The organism is Winogradskyella helgolandensis, assembly GCF_013404085.1.
GTDB classification, from domain to species: domain Bacteria; phylum Bacteroidota; class Bacteroidia; order Flavobacteriales; family Flavobacteriaceae; genus Winogradskyella; species Winogradskyella helgolandensis.
In genome coordinates, this window is record NZ_JABFHO010000002.1 from 77,528 (window position 1) to 97,544 (window position 20,017).

18 protein-coding genes are annotated in these 20,017 nt (G+C 33.6%); 8 read left to right on the top strand and 10 right to left on the bottom strand.

Annotation, left to right across the window (positions count from 1 at the left end; translation table 11 throughout):
* Positions 1–45: 45 nt before the first annotated feature.
* Positions 46–1,956, bottom strand: coding sequence for an ABC-F family ATP-binding cassette domain-containing protein (locus tag HM992_RS19030; RefSeq protein ID WP_178983634.1), 1,911 nt, complete (start codon positions 1,954–1,956; stop codon positions 46–48).
* 220 nt (positions 1,957–2,176) lie between these two features.
* On the opposite strand from HM992_RS19030, the gene HM992_RS19035 reads away from it, so the two are divergent.
* Entirely contained in the window at positions 2,177–2,578 is a 402-nt protein-coding gene (locus HM992_RS19035) for a DUF983 domain-containing protein (protein ID WP_179321196.1), read from the top strand.
* A gap of 8 nt (positions 2,579–2,586) precedes the next feature.
* Here HM992_RS19035 and HM992_RS19040 read toward each other — a convergent pair whose 3' ends face one another.
* The 9 genes from HM992_RS19040 to HM992_RS19080 form a co-directional block, all read right to left on the bottom strand.
* A complete protein-coding gene (locus tag HM992_RS19040; RefSeq protein WP_179321197.1) occupies positions 2,587–3,630 on the bottom strand; it encodes an NAD(P)/FAD-dependent oxidoreductase in 1,044 nt (347 codons plus the stop codon).
* Between the two features lie 157 nt (positions 3,631–3,787).
* The gene (gene porN, locus HM992_RS19045) at positions 3,788–4,699 is read right to left on the bottom strand and encodes a type IX secretion system ring subunit PorN/GldN (RefSeq protein WP_178983631.1); all 912 of its coding nucleotides are present in this window, start codon (positions 4,697–4,699) and stop codon (positions 3,788–3,790) included.
* Positions 4,700–4,739: 40 nt separating this feature from the next.
* Positions 4,740–6,311 carry a type IX secretion system motor protein PorM/GldM gene (gene porM / locus HM992_RS19050; RefSeq protein ID WP_178983630.1) on the bottom strand — a complete coding sequence of 524 codons (1,572 nt, stop codon included), beginning with the start codon at positions 6,309–6,311 and terminating at the stop codon, positions 4,740–4,742.
* 46 nt (positions 6,312–6,357) lie between these two features.
* On the bottom strand, positions 6,358–6,993 hold the full coding sequence (gene porL / locus HM992_RS19055; RefSeq protein ID WP_178983629.1) for a type IX secretion system motor protein PorL/GldL: 636 nt from the start codon (positions 6,991–6,993) through the stop codon (positions 6,358–6,360).
* 83 nt (positions 6,994–7,076) lie between these two features.
* On the bottom strand, positions 7,077–8,423 hold the full coding sequence (gene porK, locus HM992_RS19060) for a type IX secretion system lipoprotein PorK/GldK (protein WP_449658203.1): 1,347 nt from the start codon (positions 8,421–8,423) through the stop codon (positions 7,077–7,079).
* Positions 8,424–8,587: 164 nt separating this feature from the next.
* Positions 8,588–9,754 (bottom strand): formimidoylglutamase, encoded by a 1,167-nt coding sequence (locus HM992_RS19065; protein ID WP_179321198.1) that lies wholly within the window; start codon positions 9,752–9,754, stop codon positions 8,588–8,590.
* Between the two features lie 6 nt (positions 9,755–9,760).
* On the bottom strand, positions 9,761–12,304 hold the full coding sequence (topA, locus tag HM992_RS19070; protein WP_179321199.1) for a type I DNA topoisomerase: 2,544 nt from the start codon (positions 12,302–12,304) through the stop codon (positions 9,761–9,763).
* A 161-nt stretch (positions 12,305–12,465) separates the two neighbouring features.
* Complete coding sequence (locus tag HM992_RS19075; RefSeq protein ID WP_179321200.1) at positions 12,466–12,900, bottom strand: hypothetical protein; 435 nt, start codon at positions 12,898–12,900, stop codon at positions 12,466–12,468.
* 43 nt (positions 12,901–12,943) lie between these two features.
* Positions 12,944–13,741, bottom strand: coding sequence for a hypothetical protein (locus HM992_RS19080; protein WP_179321201.1), 798 nt, complete (start codon positions 13,739–13,741; stop codon positions 12,944–12,946).
* 176 nt (positions 13,742–13,917) lie between these two features.
* Here HM992_RS19080 and miaB point away from each other — a divergent pair, with 176 nt between their 5' ends.
* The 7 genes from miaB to HM992_RS19115 all read left to right on the top strand — a co-directional run bounded on the left by miaB (position 13,918) and on the right by HM992_RS19115 (position 20,007).
* Positions 13,918–15,363, top strand: coding sequence for a tRNA (N6-isopentenyl adenosine(37)-C2)-methylthiotransferase MiaB (gene miaB / locus HM992_RS19085; RefSeq protein ID WP_178983623.1), 1,446 nt, complete (start codon positions 13,918–13,920; stop codon positions 15,361–15,363).
* Positions 15,364–15,376: 13 nt separating this feature from the next.
* Positions 15,377–16,312, top strand: a complete 936-nt coding sequence (locus HM992_RS19090; RefSeq protein ID WP_179321202.1) for a hypothetical protein — start codon at positions 15,377–15,379, stop codon at positions 16,310–16,312.
* Positions 16,313–16,314: 2 nt separating this feature from the next.
* Positions 16,315–17,580: a sigma-54 interaction domain-containing protein gene (locus HM992_RS19095; protein ID WP_178983621.1), complete on the top strand. Its 1,266-nt coding sequence runs from the start codon at positions 16,315–16,317 to the stop codon at positions 17,578–17,580.
* 95 nt (positions 17,581–17,675) lie between these two features.
* Positions 17,676–18,179, top strand: a complete 504-nt coding sequence (locus HM992_RS19100; RefSeq protein WP_179321203.1) for an LptE family protein — start codon at positions 17,676–17,678, stop codon at positions 18,177–18,179.
* A gap of 5 nt (positions 18,180–18,184) precedes the next feature.
* A complete protein-coding gene (locus HM992_RS19105; protein WP_179321204.1) occupies positions 18,185–19,144 on the top strand; it encodes a hypothetical protein in 960 nt (319 codons plus the stop codon).
* A gap of 1 nt (position 19,145) precedes the next feature.
* Positions 19,146–19,487: a preprotein translocase subunit SecG gene (gene secG, locus HM992_RS19110; protein ID WP_179321205.1), complete on the top strand. Its 342-nt coding sequence runs from the start codon at positions 19,146–19,148 to the stop codon at positions 19,485–19,487.
* Between the two features lie 244 nt (positions 19,488–19,731).
* Positions 19,732–20,007 (top strand): co-chaperone GroES, encoded by a 276-nt coding sequence (locus HM992_RS19115; RefSeq protein WP_115807684.1) that lies wholly within the window; start codon positions 19,732–19,734, stop codon positions 20,005–20,007.
* The last annotated feature ends 10 nt before the right edge of the window (positions 20,008–20,017 follow it).

The following is a 20,017-nucleotide window of genomic DNA, read 5'->3' on the forward strand; positions in this document are numbered from 1 at the left end:
AGCTAATCTTATAGCTAAGTGAAGCCGTTAAAAAAATCTTAATTATTATTCAGAAAGCGCATCTAATTCAAACTGAACTGACTCCCAATCTTCCATTAATTTCGCTAATGACTTTTTCTTTGTTTGGTAAGCATCAAAAAACTTAGGATCTGAAGCTGTTTTATCATAATCTGTTGCCAGCTTTACATCATCAGATTTTAAATCCTTTTCCAGTTGATTGATTTTAGATTCAATATTACTTAATCTATTATTCAAAGATTTCAATTTCTTTTGATCTTCGTAACTCTGCTTATTACTTTCTTTTGGTTTATTAGCGACTACAGTACGTTTTTCAGCTTCTCTTAGATTTTCGAGATTACGTTGCTCAAGGTAGAAATCGATATCACCTAAATATTGTTTAATATTTTGATCTTTAAATTCGTAAACCGTATCTGTTAACCCTTGAAGGAAATCTCTATCGTGAGACACTAATATTAAAGTCCCTTCAAATTTCTTTAAGGCTTCTTTTAAAACATTCTTCGATTTAATATCTAAGTGGTTGGTTGGCTCATCCATAATAAGGACATTCAGCGGCTGTAATAATAGCTTAGCCAAAGCCAAACGGTTACGCTCACCACCTGAAAGTACTCTCACATACTTTTCTGCTTCATCTCCTCTAAACAAAAATGACCCTAAAATATCTCTAACCTTACTCCTGTTCGTTTCATTAGCTGAATCAATCATGGTATCTAAAACGGTTTTATTTCCGTCTAGATATTCTGCTTGATTTTGTGCGAAGTAACCAATCTGTACGTTATGACCTAAATTTAGTTTTCCTTCATGTTTAATTTCACCAACGATGATCTTAGCTAATGTAGATTTTCCTTGACCGTTCTGACCAACAAAAGCGGTTTTCACATCTCTAGGCACTGCCAAATTCACATTATGCAACACTTGTAAATCTCCATATTTTTTAGACACATTATCAATCTCAACCACTACTTTTCCTGGCGTAATAGACACCGGAAAATTTAATGACATCACACTGTTATCATCCTCATCGACTTCAATACGATCAATCTTATCTAATTTTTTAATAAGTGATTGTGCCATCGTTGCTTTAGAGGCTTTAGCCCTAAACTTTTCAATAAGCTTTTCGGTTTGCTCAATCTTCTTCTCCTGATTTTTTTGCGCTGCCAATTGCTGAACCTTCATCTCTTTCCTTAACACTAAGAATTGCGAATATGGTTTGTTGTAATCATAGATTCTACCTAATGAAATCTCAATTGTTCGATTGGTAACGTTATCTAAGAACATTTTATCATGCGATACAATAACAACGGCTCCGCTGTAACCTTTCAAAAAGTTTTCTAACCAAATAATAGATTCTATATCTAAGTGGTTGGTTGGCTCATCTAAGAGCAACAAATCATTATTTTGAAGTAAAAGTTTTGCTAATTCAATTCGCATTCTCCAACCTCCAGAAAAAGTGTCAGTTAACTTATCAAAATCTTCACGCTTAAAACCTAAACCCTGTAGGATTTTCTCAGTTTCACCTTGATAATTGTAACCACCTAAAATTTCATACTGGTGCTGAACATCATTCAAATCTACCATTAACTGATGATACGCATCACTTTCGTAATCGGTACGTTCTGCTAATTGAGTGTTAATTTCTTCAAGCTGAGATTCGCATTTTTTAATCTCTTTAAAGGCTTGGTAAGATTCCTCTAAAACGGTTTTACCTAAATCGAAATCAATATCTTGTTTTAAGAATCCGATTCTCATATCCTTATCCGCAGCAATCTGACCAGAGTCTGCTTCCTGCTCTTTAGATAGAATGCGGAGCATGGTTGATTTACCAGCACCGTTTTTACCAATTAGACCTATACGATCTCCTAGGCCAAGTTTAAATGTAATTTCTTCAAAAAGATATTCTCCTTGGAATGATATAGAAAGATTGTGGATATTTAGCATAAGTTTGATTGGATATTACAATTGTGATTTGAGTTACAATTGTTACAATGCTTCGGTTATATTATTTTATCTTCGCATTGTCTTTAAAAAGTGCAAAAGTAAAGGTTTTTAAATTGGCCACAAAACGCTACTTTTTATCCTTTTATTGTCAATTTATTTCTATATAATTTAGCTTTAAAGGTTGAAAAAACCATCATAACGAACAAAAAAAACACTTCTAATGATTAGAAAAGGAATGAAACTTTATAGTATTCTTTTTGGTGTGTGTCCAAAATGTCACCAAGAATCCATGTACCAAAATAAGAATCCTTATGTACTTTCTGAAGTTATAAAAATGAGAGAATCATGCTCGCATTGCCATACAAAATACCAAATAGAACCTTCATTTTTCTATGGCTCTATGTACGTAAGTTATGCTGTTGGAATCGCTTTTGCCGTTGCTGCTTTTATAATTAGTTACAATATATTAGAGTTTTCACTAATGATAGCTTTTATTAGTATAATAGGGACATTAATTGTTTTTGCTCCAATAATAATGCGCTTATCTCGTAATATCTGGATTAATATTTTTATGAGTTATGATAAGGAATTAGCGAGCAAAGGATCAGAGAAGCAAAATTAAACTTTGAATTAATTAAATCTATTAATATCAATTTCAGGATCTAAGGCTTCATTCTTTTCAATACAATTAAATAATTCTTTAGCAACATAAGGTGCAATCATTACCCCACGTGTTCCAAGTCCGTTAAGGACATAAAGATTAGGGTGTTTTGGATGTCTACCAACTAAAGGTCTCCTATCTTTTACGGTTGGTCTTACACCTGCGATATGGCTGACAACTTCAAAATGACCAGTCATAAACGATTTTAATTTTGAAATTAGTTCTGTCTTAGCTGATTCTGTTGGCGTATTAGATTTATCATCGTTATTATAAGTTGCTCCCACATTATATAAATCATTACCTAACGGAATCACAAACACTGCCGATTTAACAGCGTAATCAATTTTTAAATTTGGTGCCTTTATCGTTAATATTTCTCCTTTAGAACCCGTAAGCGGAATACTATTAAAGTATGGATTTTGTTTTACACCAAAACCTTCAGCAAATACAGTGTATTTTGCTTTTACGTTTTCGTAATGAATAGCTTCTCCTTCAAATTGAATGTAATCATGAACAAAAGATTTCTCTTCTAGATTTCCATTCACTTTTAGAAACTTTTTGTAATTGGAAATAAGGGTTTCTGTATCTAAACGTCCGGCGTGTAATACTTCACCAAACCCGAAGGGAGCATCAATCTCTAAATTATCGTTTTTCACCAATTGAAGAGAAAGAAAGGGTTCTAATGATGGTTTGTCTGATGCTGTAAACCATTTGTTTTGCTCTTGAATAGAGGTAAAACGTCTTAAAAGGCGTAGTTTATAATCTATTTTAATATTGAGTTCCTTTTCAATTTTAGAATATAAAGGTAATGCTAACTCCAATTGCTCTTTAGCTTTCCACACCTCTGAAAACCGTTTTAGAATAACAGGATTATACATTCCGGCAGCAACTATAGAAGACTTTTGGGAGTCATCATTATATACTATAAATGTTTTATGATTAGCTCTTAATTCCTCGCAAAACGCAATACTTGCTAAGCCACAACCTACAATGATATAATCTACTTCTTTCATTACAGCAAAAGTAAATAAATGTTTGTTATTCTTGCGAAGGCAGGAATCAAATTTTGGTCTTTAATATTAGATTACTGATTTCTCAAGAAAGACAGCAAAAAAAAAAAAAAAACGCCCACTTAAAAAGTGAGCGTTTATATAATTTATGTTTTACTAACTAGTAGCTCCACATATCTTGTTCAAAGTTTCTAATCTTATCTTTAATACGTTCTGATTCTAAAAGCTGCATTAACGCATTTTCTGCTACATACTCTTTTACTTCTCTATCACCATAAACATTTTCTTCTTTGTAGATAACTCCACTAAAGCGTCTGCTATTTAATAAATGATCAAAAGACAACGGCACAGCACTATTCTTGTTATTGAAGGCTTTAGCTTCATGAAGAATATCTCTTATTTCTGGGAAAAATACCCAAAATAAACCGATTGGTTCTTTATTAGTTTCATCATCAGAGTCAATAAAGTTCACATCTGGTGCCGCTGGTGCAATACCTAAAACACGAAACTTTAATTCTCCTTGACGCTTATCAAAGTACCAAAGTCCTTTAATTAAATAAGAATTAATATCTCCTGGTCCAATTTCTCTACGAACTTTATATTCTTCTGGCACAAGAGCGGTATCAGTAACACCTTCAGCATTCATCCAATCAATTCCTACATCAAGAATTCTTTCCATAACTAAAGCAGGTGCCAAATCTTCCATGGTACGTTCTTCTGTAAAGTATGCGTCTGCATATACCTTAGGAATAGTTCCATCAGAGATATTTTGCATTAGCACCATGTACAATGATTTTCTATCATCACCTAAATTGTCTTCAATAGGAAAGTATAAAGGAAAATTAGCACGTTCATCTAAAACAATCTTTTCCCAAGTCATTTTAGAGAATAAAATATCTCTATCTCCGACATATCCATATTCTAAAGGCTTGTCGTTATCTAGAAGTAATTGTGCTTCAGTTTTCATACCAATTTCCTCTGGTATTTTTGCATTTAGGATATTAGCCTGAGCAAACATACTGTTTGCAGCTAAAACACCTATTCCTATACATAAAAAGCTTTTTAAATTCATCTTGTCGTTTATTATAATTTGGGATTTTCTTTAAGATATCTTAGTTAGATACTTCAATCGTTACAGGAGACACACCTTTTAATTGGTAAGAATTATTTCCTTGTATTTTGGCTTTAATATTAAAGATCGTAACCACATCACCTGCACGTGCTCTACCAATTGCTGATTTAGCTTGTGAATTCATTTTAGTTCCAGCAACATTTACTGTAGGCTGACCAGGAACTTTAATTTGAAATGATGTTACGTTAATTGGTAAATCAAATACAAAGTCATCTAACTTAGCACCAACAGTACCTATTTCTAAATTACGTTTAGGTAATCTAACCATACCATCCTGACCAGAAATTGTACCAGTAGGTTTTGGAATATCCTTAATTCTAAAGGTCTTTTTATCACTAACTCTAGATCCATCGTCTAAAGTAGCTGTAACATTAATTGTTACCTCTCTACCTGTACCAGGAGTCATATTATATTTACCCTTTCCTGCAGGATTAAGTCCATTACCAGTTGCTTGAACTTTATTGTCTGGAACACCAGCGAATGAAATTGTCATTGGATTAACAACACCACGATAAACAACGTTCATCTTATCTGCAGAAATTGTTGCAGAATTTGGTCTTGGTACAACCACATAGTTAGCTACAATTGGAATTGGTAATTCTTTACCGTTTTCAATAAAAGTAAATTCACCTTCAATTGAATGCTCACCAACGTTACCTACATTAAAATCTAATGTTGCAGCACCTGTTGAGTCAATTGCATTATTTAAATCAACTTCTTGACCCTGTACAACTAATTTCGTAGGGGGAACATTTGCATATTTCCCAATAACAACACGTCCTTGAAACTTTTCACCTGCAAAAAATGCAGATTTATCAGCTAAGACAATTGCCTTATAGTTATTAAGTGTTGTAGCTTCAGATAATGTGTTACCTAAAAATAAGTTGTATAGGTTAGCCTCTGTTACTCTAACATCATTTTGCATTGCTGTTAACTTAGTATAGGATGCAATTGCTGGATAACCTTGGAAGTTATAATTTAACCAATCAATTTTCTTTCCATCTTTATTAAGCTCTTGTGCTGTGCTAAAAGTTTTTTCAAAAGTTTCACTTTCTCCTCTATAAGCTTCATCTTTTGATAAGATAGCCATAATGTCTGATTTGTATTCGTTAAGAGCAGCCATTACTTTGTCTCCTTCTTTTGTTAAACGATCACCAGTAAACCAAGCTTCATCAAGAATATCGGTTTTATCCATTGCTTCAAAAGGTAAATTACCTGTTTTAGGATCTATCTGATATTCTCCTGTCTTAAGTAAATCAACTTTTACACCTTCAAGAAACTTGAAGTATTTATCTGAAGCTATTTGCACTTGTTGTGCTCTTGCTGCTGGAACACTAAATTCCTCAGGTTTTTCCTCACCTTTAGTCTTTAAATCTGTAAGCATAGCTTCGTTTCTACTTCCTGTTGCTTCATTAGCATCAGCAAATTTTGCTTCCATTAATCCGAAAGCGGATAGTACTTCTTTTGACATATTCATCGCCATCATAGCAATAAATACCAAGTACATTAGGTTAATCATTTTTTGCCTTGCGGACTGTTTTCCTCCTGCCATTTCTAATTAGTTTTTAATTATTAATTAATTCGATTATAAAAACCAATTAGTTTTTGTTCATTGCAGATAACATACCACCATAAACACCGTTTAAAGATGAAAGGTTAGATGCTAATGATTGCATTTGTTCTTTTAATTTAGTTGCATTTTCTACAGCTTCTTCGTTGATTGCAGCTTGACGGCTTGCACTGTCCATTTGCACTTTATAAAGACTGTTTAAAGATTCCATTTGCGCTGCTGCTAATGACATTTCTTCGCTATATTTCTTTTGAGATGCCATAGAATCAACTGTAGGAGAGATTCCTTTTGCTGCTCCTTCAAAGTTTTTAATACTGTCACCTAGGCTTGCCATAAGTGCACCATCAATTTTAGCATCTTTTAATAAGCTATCTAATTTTTTAGATAACATACCTTCTGCATCTTTAGGCTCTTCTATAGCTTTCTTTTTAGATCCTAATGTCTGACCACCTGCTAATTCAGGGTATACTAAAGACCAATCTAAGTCATCTCCTTGTTTCTCAAATGCTGATAATGTAAATACAAGCGCTTCAACAATCATACCTATCGTTAGAATCGTTGATCCATACGGCCAGTGTTGAATTTTGAATAATGCTCCAACAATTACAATTGCAGCTCCAAGTCCGTAGACCATATTCATTGTTGATAATTTCTTTTGTGCCATGATTTTAAGTTTTTTGTTTTCAAATGAGCTTTGGTTAAGTAATACTCATTCTGGATTAATATTAGGTTTAAGTTAAGTTAAATTTAATTTGTCGCTGCGTTTTTAGTTACTTCAGTTCCCATGTAATCTTGAACTGTTCTAAATCCGATATAGCTTCTTGCTGAATCTGCATATTCATAATCTCTAGAACTTACTTGCAAGAAATAAGCAACATCTTTCCAAGATCCACCTCTAACAACTTTACGTGCATTATCAGGATCGTTTACGTTAGGATTGATTGATGATGCAAACTCATAAGACGCAGGATCATAAGAACCATTCACCCATTCTGAAACATTACCAGCCATATTGTATAAGTTAAAATCATTTGGATCATAAGAATCCGCTTCTACTGTATATAATGCTTGATCGGCTGCATAATCACCTCTTAATGGTTTAAAGTTAGCCATAAAACAACCTCTGTCGTTTTTAGTGTAAGGTCCACCCCAAGGGTAAGTTGCACCTTGCAATCCACCACGTGCTGCATATTCCCATTCAGCTTCAGATGGTAATCTGTAAGAATTTACAGGTTGTCTTCCTCTTTTCTTTCTATCAGCATTGTGATATAAAGTTCTCCACTGACAGAACGCTTGCGCTTGCTTCCAAGACACACCAACAACTGGATAATCTCCATAAGCATCATGCCAAAAATAATCATTATGCATTGGCTCATTATAAGAGTATGCGAAATCTCTAATCCAAGCCGTTGTATCTGGATAAATCTCAACTTCTTGCTGAACTACAACCTCAGAACGCTTTAAACCTCTATTTTTAGCGGCTTTTTGGATATCCATATAAGTATATTGAAACTTAAATTGCTTAACGTCCCAAGTACGTTGACCATTATAAGATTCTTCTAATGGTAAATACATACCATCCATCACCTCAGCATACAATTCATCTGGATAATCATCCGTACTGAAATATAATTTTGCTTCACGATTAATCTTTCTTTGTTCGTTACCATAGGTATTCACCATATAACTTTCATAAGCGTTAAGATCTTCTGGATTTGCATCTTCATAAGCAAATTCTCCAATATCTCCGCTTCCTGGTGTTTTCCCTTCTAAGTCAGCCATCTCAGCTAATTTTAATCTTAGAGTAGAATCTCTTACCCATTCTACAAATTGGCGATACTCGCTATTTGTAATTTCAGTTTCGTCCATATAGAATGCACGAACAGTAGCTGTTCTTGTTGGTGCGTCTTGTACTCCGGCTAAATCATCATCTGATTTACCCATAATAAAAGCTCCACCTGGCACCAATGTCATTCCATAGGGCTTTTCCGGATGCCATTTCTTACCTTGTACACCAACCAATTGTCCACGATCACCAGAATTACAACTGGCTACCATAACTAGTACTGTGGTTAGTAAAATAAACTTCTTAATATTCATAGTAACTCTAGGTTAAATTAGTCCTTATTATTTTTGAGGTCGTAAACATATTTATATATTTCCGAATAAACAACTTTTTTTCTCTTTTTTTTGCACTTTACCCTTAAAATAAGCATTTCGTCGATTAAAAATATGTTAAAGTTCGATGAAATACAGTTTTAAAAGCTATTCTTCCTATATGCTTTGTACCAACGCTCTGGTATTTCACCTTGAGTTGCATTCACATAATCGGAATGCATGCATGGTAATAACGTATGCTTTTTTAATTTATTATTAACATTTGGTAAAAATGGAATTTCAATCCACCAACGACCTGTTTTTAAACTCTTATAAAAAATTAATTCATCATCCTCTACCAAAACATTATACTTCTGGTAATGATTTTCATTTTTAAAATCGTCATCTTTTACTCTACAATTTACTCCTTCTATAAAATACCAAATCATTTGAGCGACTAGCATTGAAGTTGCACTGTCATTTTTAGAGCCATGATATTCATAAACCCCAAATGATGATACTTTATTACTTATACCTGCATACCTACTTATGGCGCAAATTTCCTTTCCAGAAAAACCATTAGGTGAATATTTCTGATTATCACTCACCTCAGAAGCTCTAACCGATTTTAAATCTACAGATACAATATGTGCATCTCGCATTAAAGGTTCTACTCTACTAACATCCCCAGAAACCTCTCCTAAACGATAGGCCTCAAAGTACAACTTTTCTATAAGATCTATTTCCTCTTGGGAGTTAAAATAGGTTTGATACCCAATTGTGGTATAATTAAATAGATTATAAGGTTCTTCTACAATGACTTTACCTACATAACTATTATTCTTAATAGGAAGATTGGCATCACCCAAATCAAAGTTAGTATCTACACTAACAATGTTTACCATTGGCAAAAGAGAATCATAAGCACGATAGTTAGCGTAGGTTAAATCCTGACTTCCTCCTAAAACGATAGGAATTATGTTTTTTTCTACTAAAACAGAGATTGCAGTACGAATTGCAAAATACGTATCTTCAACAGTTTCACCTGGCTCAATATCTCCAAGGTCTGCTATCGTTGTATGCCAATTACCTGGAAATAATGTATAAAGTGTTTTACGAATAGCATCGAAATTAATCCGAGCACCCATATAATTAACATCATTTCTATTTTCTTGAACTCCAACAATGGCCATTTGAACGTTTTCCAAATCTGGAATACCGTTTTGACGCGAATGGACTTTAATCTTTTTTCCTAGCGCTTGCTGCGCTGTTAGTTCATTATGAGCTAAAACCGCATCTGATACAGGCGTGAGGAAATTAAAATTCATACTCAATTATTTCTTTTTAGTTGTAGCTTTCTTTTTCGTTGCTGTTTTCTTAGTTGCCGTTTTTTTGGTGGCTTTCTTTTTGGTCGCTTTTTTCTTAGGTGCGTTTTTTTCGAGAATATCTTGCGCCTTCTCTAAGGTCATTTTTGTAACATCTACTGTTTTGGCCAACTCAACTTTTTGTTTGCCTTTAATGATATTGTGTCTTCCCCATCTTGCTTTCTCAACTCTTACACCTTCGTCTTCCCAATTATGGATAACCTTGTCTATTTCTTTCTGAATTTTTTCTTCAATCAAAGTAACGATATCTTCTTCAGATAAATTATCCCAATCGTACTTTTTATTCACATTTATAAAAAGATTGTTCCACTTTATAAATGGTCCAAAACGTCCTTTACCTTTTGTAACTTCCAAATCCTTGTACATATATATAGGAGCATCTGCTAATTCCTTCTCCTTTATATATATTAAAGCTTCATCGTATTCAACACTTAATGGGTCAACACCTTTTGGTAATGACACGAATTTTTTACCAAACTTAACGTAAGGTCCAAATCGTCCATTGTTAACTTCTACCTCTTCATCTTTATAATGACCTAATGCTTTTGGAAGTTTAAACAGGTCCATAGCTTCTTCAAAAGTTATAGAACCTAAGTGTTGATCTGGTGATAAACTCGCATATTGAGAATCTTCCTCATCGTCTGGTGTCCCTAATTGTACTAGAGGTCCAAATTTACCTAAACGCACTAAAACTGTTCGCCCTGTTTTTGGATCTGTACCTAAAATACGTTCACCAGATTCACGTTCTGCATTTTCTTGAACATCTTGAACCTGTGGATGAAACCCTTTATAAAAGTCTTTCATCATTTCTCTCCAATCTTCCTTTCCTTCAGCGATATCATCAAAACGATCTTCAACTTTAGCCGTAAAATTGTAATCTAAGATACTTTCAAAATGCTTTACTAAGAAATCAGTAACTATATTACCTATATCAGTTGGCACTAATTTTCCTTTATTAGAACCGGTTTGTTCTGAAAGTGTGTTGTCCTTAATCTTTTGATCTTCTAAAACTAATTGCTTATAGCTTCTCTCATCACCTTCATGTGTGCCCTTTTCTACATAGTTTCTATTTTGAATTGTAGAAATTGTTGGCGCATAAGTAGACGGACGACCAATACCTAACTCTTCTAATTGCTTTACTAAAGAAGCTTCAGTGAATCTTGCAGGTGGTCTTGTAAATCGTTCTGTTGCTGTAATGTATTTATTCTGAAGTGCTTCTCCAATTTTTAAATCTGGTAAAATACCTTCTTGTTCTGCATCTTCATCATCAGTACCCTCTAAGTATACTTTAAGAAATCCTTCAAAAGTTATGATTTCCCCATTTGCAGTAAATTGTTCGCTTACCTTATTTTTTGAATCTATCTGAACTTTAAGATTAGTACGCTCTAATTTAGCATCACTCATTTGAGATGCAATAGCACGTTTCCATATTAAATCGTACAATCTTGCTTGATCGCGTTCTACACCAACAGAATGGTTCGCAAAATCAGTAGGTCTAATCGCCTCGTGAGCTTCTTGCGCTCCTTTAGATTTACCTTTATAATTTTTAGGATTGCTAAACTCAGCTCCATAAGCTGAAATTATTTCGTTTTGCGCTCCTTTTTTAGCTTCGTCAGATAAGTTCACACTATCTGTTCTCATGTATGTAATGAGACCAGCTTCATACAAACGTTGCGCATTTTGCATCGTTCTACTTACTGAATATCCTAATTTACGAGAAGCTTCTTGCTGAAGTGTCGATGTTGTAAATGGTGCAGCTGGCGACTTTTTTGCTGGTTTCTTTTGTAAATCTGAAACTTTATAACCAGCTCCTATATTATTATTTAAAAATTCGAAAGCCTCTTTTTCAGAATTAAAATTCTTAGGTAATTTTGCCTTAAAAGAACTACCACCTTCGGTAGTAAACTCTGCATCAACCCTATACGACGCCTTAGCTTCGAATGCATGAACCTCTTTTTCGCGTTCTACAATTAAACGCACTGAAACCGATTGCACTCTACCAGCAGATAAACCACCTTTCACTTTTCTCCATAACACGGGAGACAACTCGTAACCGACAATACGGTCTAAAACACGTCTTGCTTGCTGTGCATCTACTAAATTATAATCTATACTTCTTGGATTCTCAATAGCTTTATTGATAGCGCTTTTTGTAATCTCATGAAATACAATTCGTTTGGTCTTGTCTTTATCTAACTTTAAAGTTTCAGCTAAATGCCAAGCAATCGCTTCTCCTTCTCGATCCTCATCACTCGCTAACCATACAATGTCTGCTTTCTTTGCTAAATCCTTTAATTTTTTAACGACATCTTTCTTGTCTTTAGAAACCTGATACTTGGGCATAAAATCACCTTCGACATCTACTCCTAATTCTTTAGATGGTAGATCTGCAATGTGTCCAAAACTGGACTCTACTTTGTAATCTTTTCCTAAAAATTTTTCAATAGTTTTAGCCTTTGCAGGTGACTCAACAATAACGAGATTTTTTGACATTCTTAAAATTTTGCGTTTACAAATGTATATGAAAATTAAGATACAATCCTAATTTGGTCGTAAATAGGATGCATTTTATCGTGATTAAAGTATTACAAAAAGCAGAAGAAGCCCTACAAGTTATGAGGCTTCTTCGATTTATAAAAATTTTTAAATCTTAATTAATAGGTATATAAAACGGAATCAGGCAATCCTTCTATATTTAACACCACTTCGTTGGTTCCTTCTACTTGTAATGACGTTAAATCAAAAGTTTCTTCTTTTTCAAAAACCGCCAAACACGCTTCATTATTATAAAGCGTCAATTTCATATACCGTTGCGGTGGCATGGATTCGGCTATATTTTCAGAATCTATTAGTGTTAATTCCCAAGAACTAGCATCACAACCACTTGAGGTAATATGAACCATTAAACAATCATTATTCAAACTAACATTTAATACTCCGAAGTAACTCGTCTCAGAAGATTCATAAGTTGTACTATCAGTTATGACTTCTAAACCACAAGGTATTACTACCGTATCGTCGTCATCGCATTGAAAATTCATCAATAACATGCATAATAATAACAATGATAAAATTTTTCTAAACTTCATAAGATTGTTTCATTACAGACACAAGACGCCTTAAAAGGTTGCGTTAAAATGTAGACAATTGTTCAATGCGTCTCATTTGTTCGTTTTCATCATCAAAGCCAACAACTTCCTTATAAACAAAATAGGCAGGTAACTGACCAAATGAAGAAGTCACATATAGTCCAAAACCACACATTAAAAACCCAGTGACCATTGCTAAAAACCCTGACACAATCATAAGTCCAAAAGAAATTAACCATTTTTTATTACCAAGATCAAAACCTAATTTAATAATTTCTGAAATGGATAAATCAGGATTAAAAGCATAGACAACCACAATAAAAGATAATGGAACAACAGCATATATAATAGGAAGAAAACATAATAGTGTTGCTAAAAAAGCAATACCTGTAAATGCAACACCTAGCTTAATAGTTTTACCCAAATACGGTTTTTTGAAGAAATAAAAATAATCCTCTCTTCCCATTTGCTCTAAGTCTTTTAGTTTACAGATTCGGTAAAATGCCGCCTTTAAGCCCAATCCAATGGCACTCATTGCTACAATCATAAAAACATAAACAATAACAAGTACAACTACCATAATAACACTCATTCCTGATTGCCCATAAGAATCGTAAGAGTCATAACTACTACTAACGGTTAAAGCACTAATAAAACCAAAGAACAACAAAGGAATATAAACAACCATTATTACTGGTATTGCTAAAACCATATTTAATAATAGCGTTACCAAGCCTTGTACCCAAACTTTTTTAAATAATTCTATAGATTGATTAAATATAGTTCCAAAATCTAGCGCACTTGCATTTTCAATTCGACTTTTAATTTCAGTACTGTTCATTTTTGGTTATTTAGTTAGTTCGCCAAAAGAAACCAATTTTATTTAGATATTCAAGAAAACCCTATCCTAACAGCTTTTAAAGTTTAATTAAACATTATGACTGCCACTTTGTCATAATCCATAAAATAATATTATCTTTGCATGCTTATTGAGATTTGAAGTATTCACGACAGCTGATGGAAAAAATTATAGACGAAAACAAACAAGGAGAAACCTTAATCATAGACAAGAAAGAAGGTAACCAACGAAAACTATTTATTGAAAGTTATGGCTGCGCTATGAATTTTAGTGACAGTGAAATTGTAGCTTCCATTTTGTCTGAACAAGGTTTTAACACTACCCAAATCCTTGAAGAAGCAGATCTTGTTTTGGTAAACACCTGCTCTATCAGAGACAAAGCTGAACAAACCGTTAGAAAACGACTGCAAGAATACAATGCCATAAAACGCATCAACCCAAAAATGAAAGTTGGCGTTTTAGGTTGTATGGCAGAACGTTTAAAAACCAAGTTTTTAGAAGAAGAAAAAATAGTAGATCTCGTTGTAGGACCAGATGCTTACAAGGATTTACCAAATCTTCTTGCCGAAGTTGAAGAAGGCAGAGATGCTATTAACGTTATACTATCTAAGGAAGAAACTTATGGAGATATCTCACCTGTAAGATTAAATAGTAATGGCATTACAGCTTTCGTTTCTATTACGCGTGGTTGTGATAATATGTGTACGTTCTGTGTTGTACCGTTTACACGTGGAAGAGAACGTAGTAGAGACCCACAAAGTATTATTGAGGAAGTAAACGACTTATGGTCTAAAGGATTTAAAGAAATCACGCTTTTAGGTCAAAACGTTGATAGTTACCTATGGTATGGAGGTGGCCTGAAAAAGGATTTTAATAATGCTTCCGAACTTCAGAAAGCAACAGCTGTAAACTTTGCTAATCTTTTAGAATTATGTGCTAAAGCACAGCCAAAAATGCGTATTCGATTTTCAACATCTAATCCTCAAGATTTTACGCTGGATGTTATTGAAACAATGGCGAAATATGATAATATCTGTAAGCATATTCACTTACCTGTACAAAGTGGAAGTGATCGTATTTTAAAAGAAATGAATCGCTTGCATACACGCAAGGAATATTTTGAACTAGTAGATAATATTAAACGTATTATTCCAGAATGTTCCATAAGTGTCGATTTAATTGCAGGTTTTCCAACTGAAACAGAAGAAGATCACCAAGACACCTTATCTTTAATGGAATATGTAAAATATAATTTTGGTTATATGTTTACCTATTCTGAACGTCCTGGAACTTTAGCTGGACGTAAAATGGAAGATGATGTACCAGAACCTATTAAAAAACGTCGTCTAAAGGAAATTATCCAATTAGAACGAAAGTATAGTGAAATTAATACACGTGCACACCTTAATAAAACCGTAGAGATTTTAATTGAGAAAGCTTCTAAAAAATCGGATTTACAATGGTCTGGAAGAACTTCTGATAATACGGTCGCCGTTTTCCCAAAAGAACATTATAAAGTAGGAGATTTAGTTGATGTACTTATAACAGATTGTACAAGCGCAACGCTTATTGGAAAAGCTATTGACTATTCTAAAAATAATTAAAAAAAATAAAAACATGAAAAAATTAATATTATTAGTATTCACTTTAGCACTTGTAACCTCCTGTGACAATGAACCTATAGATTCTGCTTATACTCAAGGAGGAGGAGGAAGCACCGGAGGAGGTAATGGCAGCGAAAGTGCTGACTTAACATTGTCTGTCTATGAATTAGATTCGCAGATTAATGTGGTGTTTTTTGGTCTTCCGATAGAAAGTATTACCAATTCATCATTTAATATTGCTAACGATAAAATTATATCTGGCACTAATGCGTTATCTGCTAACGGAAGTCCGTTTGAAAACGAAAACCTATCGATTACGCGTAACGCCTCTGGGCAAATTACAAGTAACATCTCAGTAAACACGGCAGGTATTACTACCAATGAAACCATAATAAATTACACTAATGGAGTCGTCTCAAATATTACTTATGATTATTATGACGATGACGATGAGGACTATATCTATAATTTCACATACGATGGCAATACTATAACTCGAACCGAAGAAGGATCTACAATTTCTACAGTTTTTACAGTAGATGGATCTGATCGTATAATTAAAAAAGAATCTTTTGAAGGGGGATCTTCAATTCAAACAGAAACTGTAGCTTATAATGCCGCTGGCAATATTACGTCTAGCACAATAACTGGAGAAATACAAAGAAATATAGTTTTTCAATTTGATAATAATATTAATCCTATAAAAGTAATTTTTGAAGACAACTACCTATTAACCTTTTTAGAGGATGATTATTCTGATGAAATCGGAGGGCAAATAGCACAATTCTTCTCTACAAACAATTGGAATGCGGCTACTTATGATGGAGTTGCGTACAACTTTGATTTAACATATAATTCAGCTGGAAGAATAGAAACAAGAGATATAGCTTATAATTTTGGACCTGAATTATCTTTTATGTTCAACGAAAGATTTTCATACGTTAACTAATTATGGAATCAATTCAAGCCATAAAACAACGCTTCGGCATTATAGGAAATGACCCTAAACTTAATCGCTCCATAGAAAAAGCGATTCAAGTGTCGCCTACTGATATTTCAGTATTAGTCACTGGCGAAAGTGGTGTTGGTAAAGAAAGCATTCCAAAAATCATACACCAATTATCACACAGAAAACACGGTAAGTATATTGCAGTAAATTGTGGAGCTATTCCAGAAGGTACTATCGATAGCGAATTATTTGGACATGAGAAAGGTGCTTTTACAGGAGCAACAGCTACACGTTCTGGCTATTTTGAAGTTGCAGATGGAGGTACTATTTTTTTAGATGAAGTTGGAGAATTACCATTAACTACGCAAGTGCGTTTACTTCGTGTTTTAGAGAATGGTGAATTTATAAAAGTTGGTTCTAGTAAGGTTCAAAAAACCGATGTTAGAATTGTTGCCGCTACAAACGTTAATATGTTTGAGGCCATTAAAAAAGAAAAATTCAGAGAAGATTTATATTACAGACTGAGTACCATTGAAATTAATTTACCTCCATTACGTGAGCGTAAAGAAGATATTCACTTATTATTCAGAAAATTTGCCAGCGATTTTGCATTAAAATATAAAATGCCAACGGTTAAATTAACAGATGATGCTGTCAATTTATTAGTAAAATACCGTTGGAATGGAAACATTAGACAATTGCGAAATGTTGCCGAACAAGTTTCAGTTTTAGAGCAAAACCGCACTATAAATGGTATAACTATCCAGAATTATTTACCTAGCACAGGCAGTAATTTACCAGCTGTAGTTAACAGTTCTAAATCCGAAAGTGATTTTAGTAGTGAGCGAGAGATTTTATACAAAGTCTTATTTGATATGAAGAGTGACCTCAACGATCTTAAAAAACTCACCATGGAACTCATGAAAAAAGGAAGTGATTCCGATGTTCAAAAAGATAACGAGCATTTAATTCAGAAAATCTATGGAGAAGATAAAGACGAAGAATTTGAAGCTGCTGTTGAAGATTTAGAGGTTTTATCGCTTGCAGAACACACTGACGCAGATGAGAGTGTTGTTTCAGAAACGGAAGATAAATACCATTTTGCAGAAGAAATAGAAGAAGAGGAAACGCTATCTTTACATGACAAAGAATTAGAACTGATTAAAAAATCATTAGAGCGCCATAGTGGAAAACGTAAATTAGCTGCTGCAGAACTAGGCATTAGCGAACGAACGCTCTACCGAAAAATAAAACAATTCGATCTTTAAGATAAGTTTAAGAACGCCACAATAAGATAACAATCATTTTTAAGTTATTAATAAAATTGATTCCATCAGACATTTAATCAAATAGACATTAGTTAATGAATTCATTCAAATACTTTCTCATAGTTGGCATTTGCCTTGTATGTTTTGGCTGTAAAGTCAACTATTCATTTACAGGCATCACAGAAACACCTGAAACGTTTCAAGTTAACTTCTTCCAAAACAATGCCGATTTGGTAGAACCAGGTTTAGATCAATTATTCACAAATGCCCTTCAAGATCTTATATTAAATCAAACAAGCGCACAATTAGTAACCTCTGGAGGGGAAGTGATTTATGAAGGTGAAATTGTTGAATACCGTATTGCTCCGATGACAGCTACAGCAGAAAATACTGCTGCACAAAACAGATTAACGATTGGAGTACGAGTACGCTATATCAACACAAAAGATGAAGAAAAAGATTTTGAACGCAATTTTTCATTCTACTATGATTATGGAGCAAGCGAACAACTTTCTGGCAGTATCAAATCTGCTGCTTTCGACGAAATATTAGAACGATTAACACAAGATATTCTTAATGCTTCTTTAGCAGATTGGTAAAAATTATGCAGCTTCAAGACCTTACATATTTATTAAAACATCCAGAAGCCATTACAGCCTCTCAAACCGAAGTGCTTTCTTCGGCAATTAAAGAGTATCCTTATTTTCAATCTTTAAGAGCGTTGTACCTTAAAGGCTTAAAACAAAAGGAAAGTTACAAGTACAATAATGCGTTGAAAATCACAGCTGCACATACCGCAGATCGTAGTGTATTGTTTGATTATATTACCTCGGATATTTTCAATCAAAATGAAATATCCGAACAGATTAAGCAAAACACAGAGCATATAAAGTCTATTGAAGTTAATGAAATAGATGATATTTCTGTTAACAAGAGTGTCACCATAGATGATGCTTTAAAAGCTCATATTAAAGCAACAGAAGGGGTTTTGGATCCTGGTTTATTTGAGATAAAACCAATGCCTAAACCTAGGTTAGAAACTAAAGCACCAAAAATTGAGGATTCTATCATTGCTGTTGATGTAAAAAATATTACACCAGAAAAAGAATTGAAAATAGGTGAACCGTTAAAATTTGATAAAACGGAAAATCATTCGTTTACAGAATGGTTAAAAATTACGAGTTTTAAACCTATAAATCGAGATAAAGTTGAAGTCGAAATAGATCCAGAAATTGAAATTGAAACAGAAAAAGAAATTTCACAAGCTGAAACGACGTCTCCGCTTCATAATAAATTAGCTATTATCGATAAATTTATAAGCGAAAATCCAAAGATCAAACCTGTCTCTAACAATGCGCCAAAACCGAAGTTAGTTAACAATGACAACCCTATTTCGGATAGCTTAATGACTGAAACTTTGGCTCGAATTTATTTAGAACAAAAAAAATATGATAAGGCAATTCAATCTTACAAAATTTTAAGTTTGAAATATCCAGAAAAAAGTAGTTTCTTTGCACACCAAATAAAATTGGTAAAAGAATTAAAAGATAATAATACAATATAAAATGAGTGCATTTTCAATTTTTTTAATCTTAATCGTAATCGTTGCCTTTTTACTTATAGTAGTAGTTATGGTACAAAATCCTAAAGGTGGAGGATTATCATCTTCTTTTGGTGGTGGTGGCACCCAACAAATGGGTGGAGTAAAGAAAACAGGTGACTTTTTAGACAAGAGTACATGGTTTTTAGCGACAGCCTTAATTGTTTTAATCTTAGCATCGAATGTTACTATTAGTTCTGGTGGAAATGTTGAATCTAAAGCTTTAGATACGAACGAATCTACTGAGATGCCAATTGTACCTGCACCAGCAACAGACAATACAACAACTGACAGTGCATCTGAATAATAACAAATAGTTATTTTTATAAAGACATTGAGCCAACTTTTTAAGTTGGCTTTTTTTATACTCTGAATTTACTTGTGCTGAACTTGTTTCAGTATTTCAGAGTCTTTAAATTTAATAATGATGACTATTTTCAAAGTACATTGATATCATCTGAAACTTTGTCAGACTTTCTGTCTTGGCATAATTTTCGAACTACGCTAAAGCGTAATATTATTAATTAAATAACTAAAAAAACATATAACAAATGGGCTTAAACATTAAACCATTAGCAGACCGTGTTCTTGTAGAACCAAAAGAAGCTGAAACTAAAACAGCTTCAGGTATTATTATTCCAGATAATGCAAAAGAAAAACCACAAAGAGGAACTGTTGTTGCCATTGGTAATGGTACAAAAGACGAACCTTTAACAGTTAAAGTTGGAGACACTGTCCTTTACGGAAAATACGGAGGAACTGAGCTTAAATTAGAAGGTAAAGATTATTTAATGATGCGCGAGAGCGATATTCTTGCAATTGTCTAGATTGCTGTTA

Coding starts and splice junctions, on each gene's coding strand:
- secG (WP_179321205.1), top strand. CDS start 19,146: ATGAGTGCATTTTCAATTTTTTTAATCTTAATCGTAATCGTTGCCTTT.
- HM992_RS19100 (WP_179321203.1), top strand. CDS start 17,676: ATGAATTCATTCAAATACTTTCTCATAGTTGGCATTTGCCTTGTATGT.
- HM992_RS19090 (WP_179321202.1), top strand. CDS start 15,377: ATGAAAAAATTAATATTATTAGTATTCACTTTAGCACTTGTAACCTCC.
- HM992_RS19030 (WP_178983634.1), bottom strand. CDS start 1,956: ATGCTAAATATCCACAATCTTTCTATATCATTCCAAGGAGAATATCTT.
- HM992_RS19115 (WP_115807684.1), top strand. CDS start 19,732: ATGGGCTTAAACATTAAACCATTAGCAGACCGTGTTCTTGTAGAACCA.
- HM992_RS19080 (WP_179321201.1), bottom strand. CDS start 13,741: ATGAACAGTACTGAAATTAAAAGTCGAATTGAAAATGCAAGTGCGCTA.
- HM992_RS19065 (WP_179321198.1), bottom strand. CDS start 9,754: ATGAATTTTAATTTCCTCACGCCTGTATCAGATGCGGTTTTAGCTCAT.
- porM (WP_178983630.1), bottom strand. CDS start 6,311: ATGGCAGGAGGAAAACAGTCCGCAAGGCAAAAAATGATTAACCTAATG.
- porL (WP_178983629.1), bottom strand. CDS start 6,993: ATGGCACAAAAGAAATTATCAACAATGAATATGGTCTACGGACTTGGA.
- HM992_RS19040 (WP_179321197.1), bottom strand. CDS start 3,630: ATGAAAGAAGTAGATTATATCATTGTAGGTTGTGGCTTAGCAAGTATT.
- HM992_RS19095 (WP_178983621.1), top strand. CDS start 16,315: ATGGAATCAATTCAAGCCATAAAACAACGCTTCGGCATTATAGGAAAT.
- HM992_RS19035 (WP_179321196.1), top strand. CDS start 2,177: ATGATTAGAAAAGGAATGAAACTTTATAGTATTCTTTTTGGTGTGTGT.
- miaB (WP_178983623.1), top strand. CDS start 13,918: ATGGAAAAAATTATAGACGAAAACAAACAAGGAGAAACCTTAATCATA.
- HM992_RS19075 (WP_179321200.1), bottom strand. CDS start 12,900: ATGAAGTTTAGAAAAATTTTATCATTGTTATTATTATGCATGTTATTG.
- porN (WP_178983631.1), bottom strand. CDS start 4,699: ATGAATTTAAAAAGCTTTTTATGTATAGGAATAGGTGTTTTAGCTGCA.
- topA (WP_179321199.1), bottom strand. CDS start 12,304: ATGTCAAAAAATCTCGTTATTGTTGAGTCACCTGCAAAGGCTAAAACT.
- HM992_RS19105 (WP_179321204.1), top strand. CDS start 18,185: ATGCAGCTTCAAGACCTTACATATTTATTAAAACATCCAGAAGCCATT.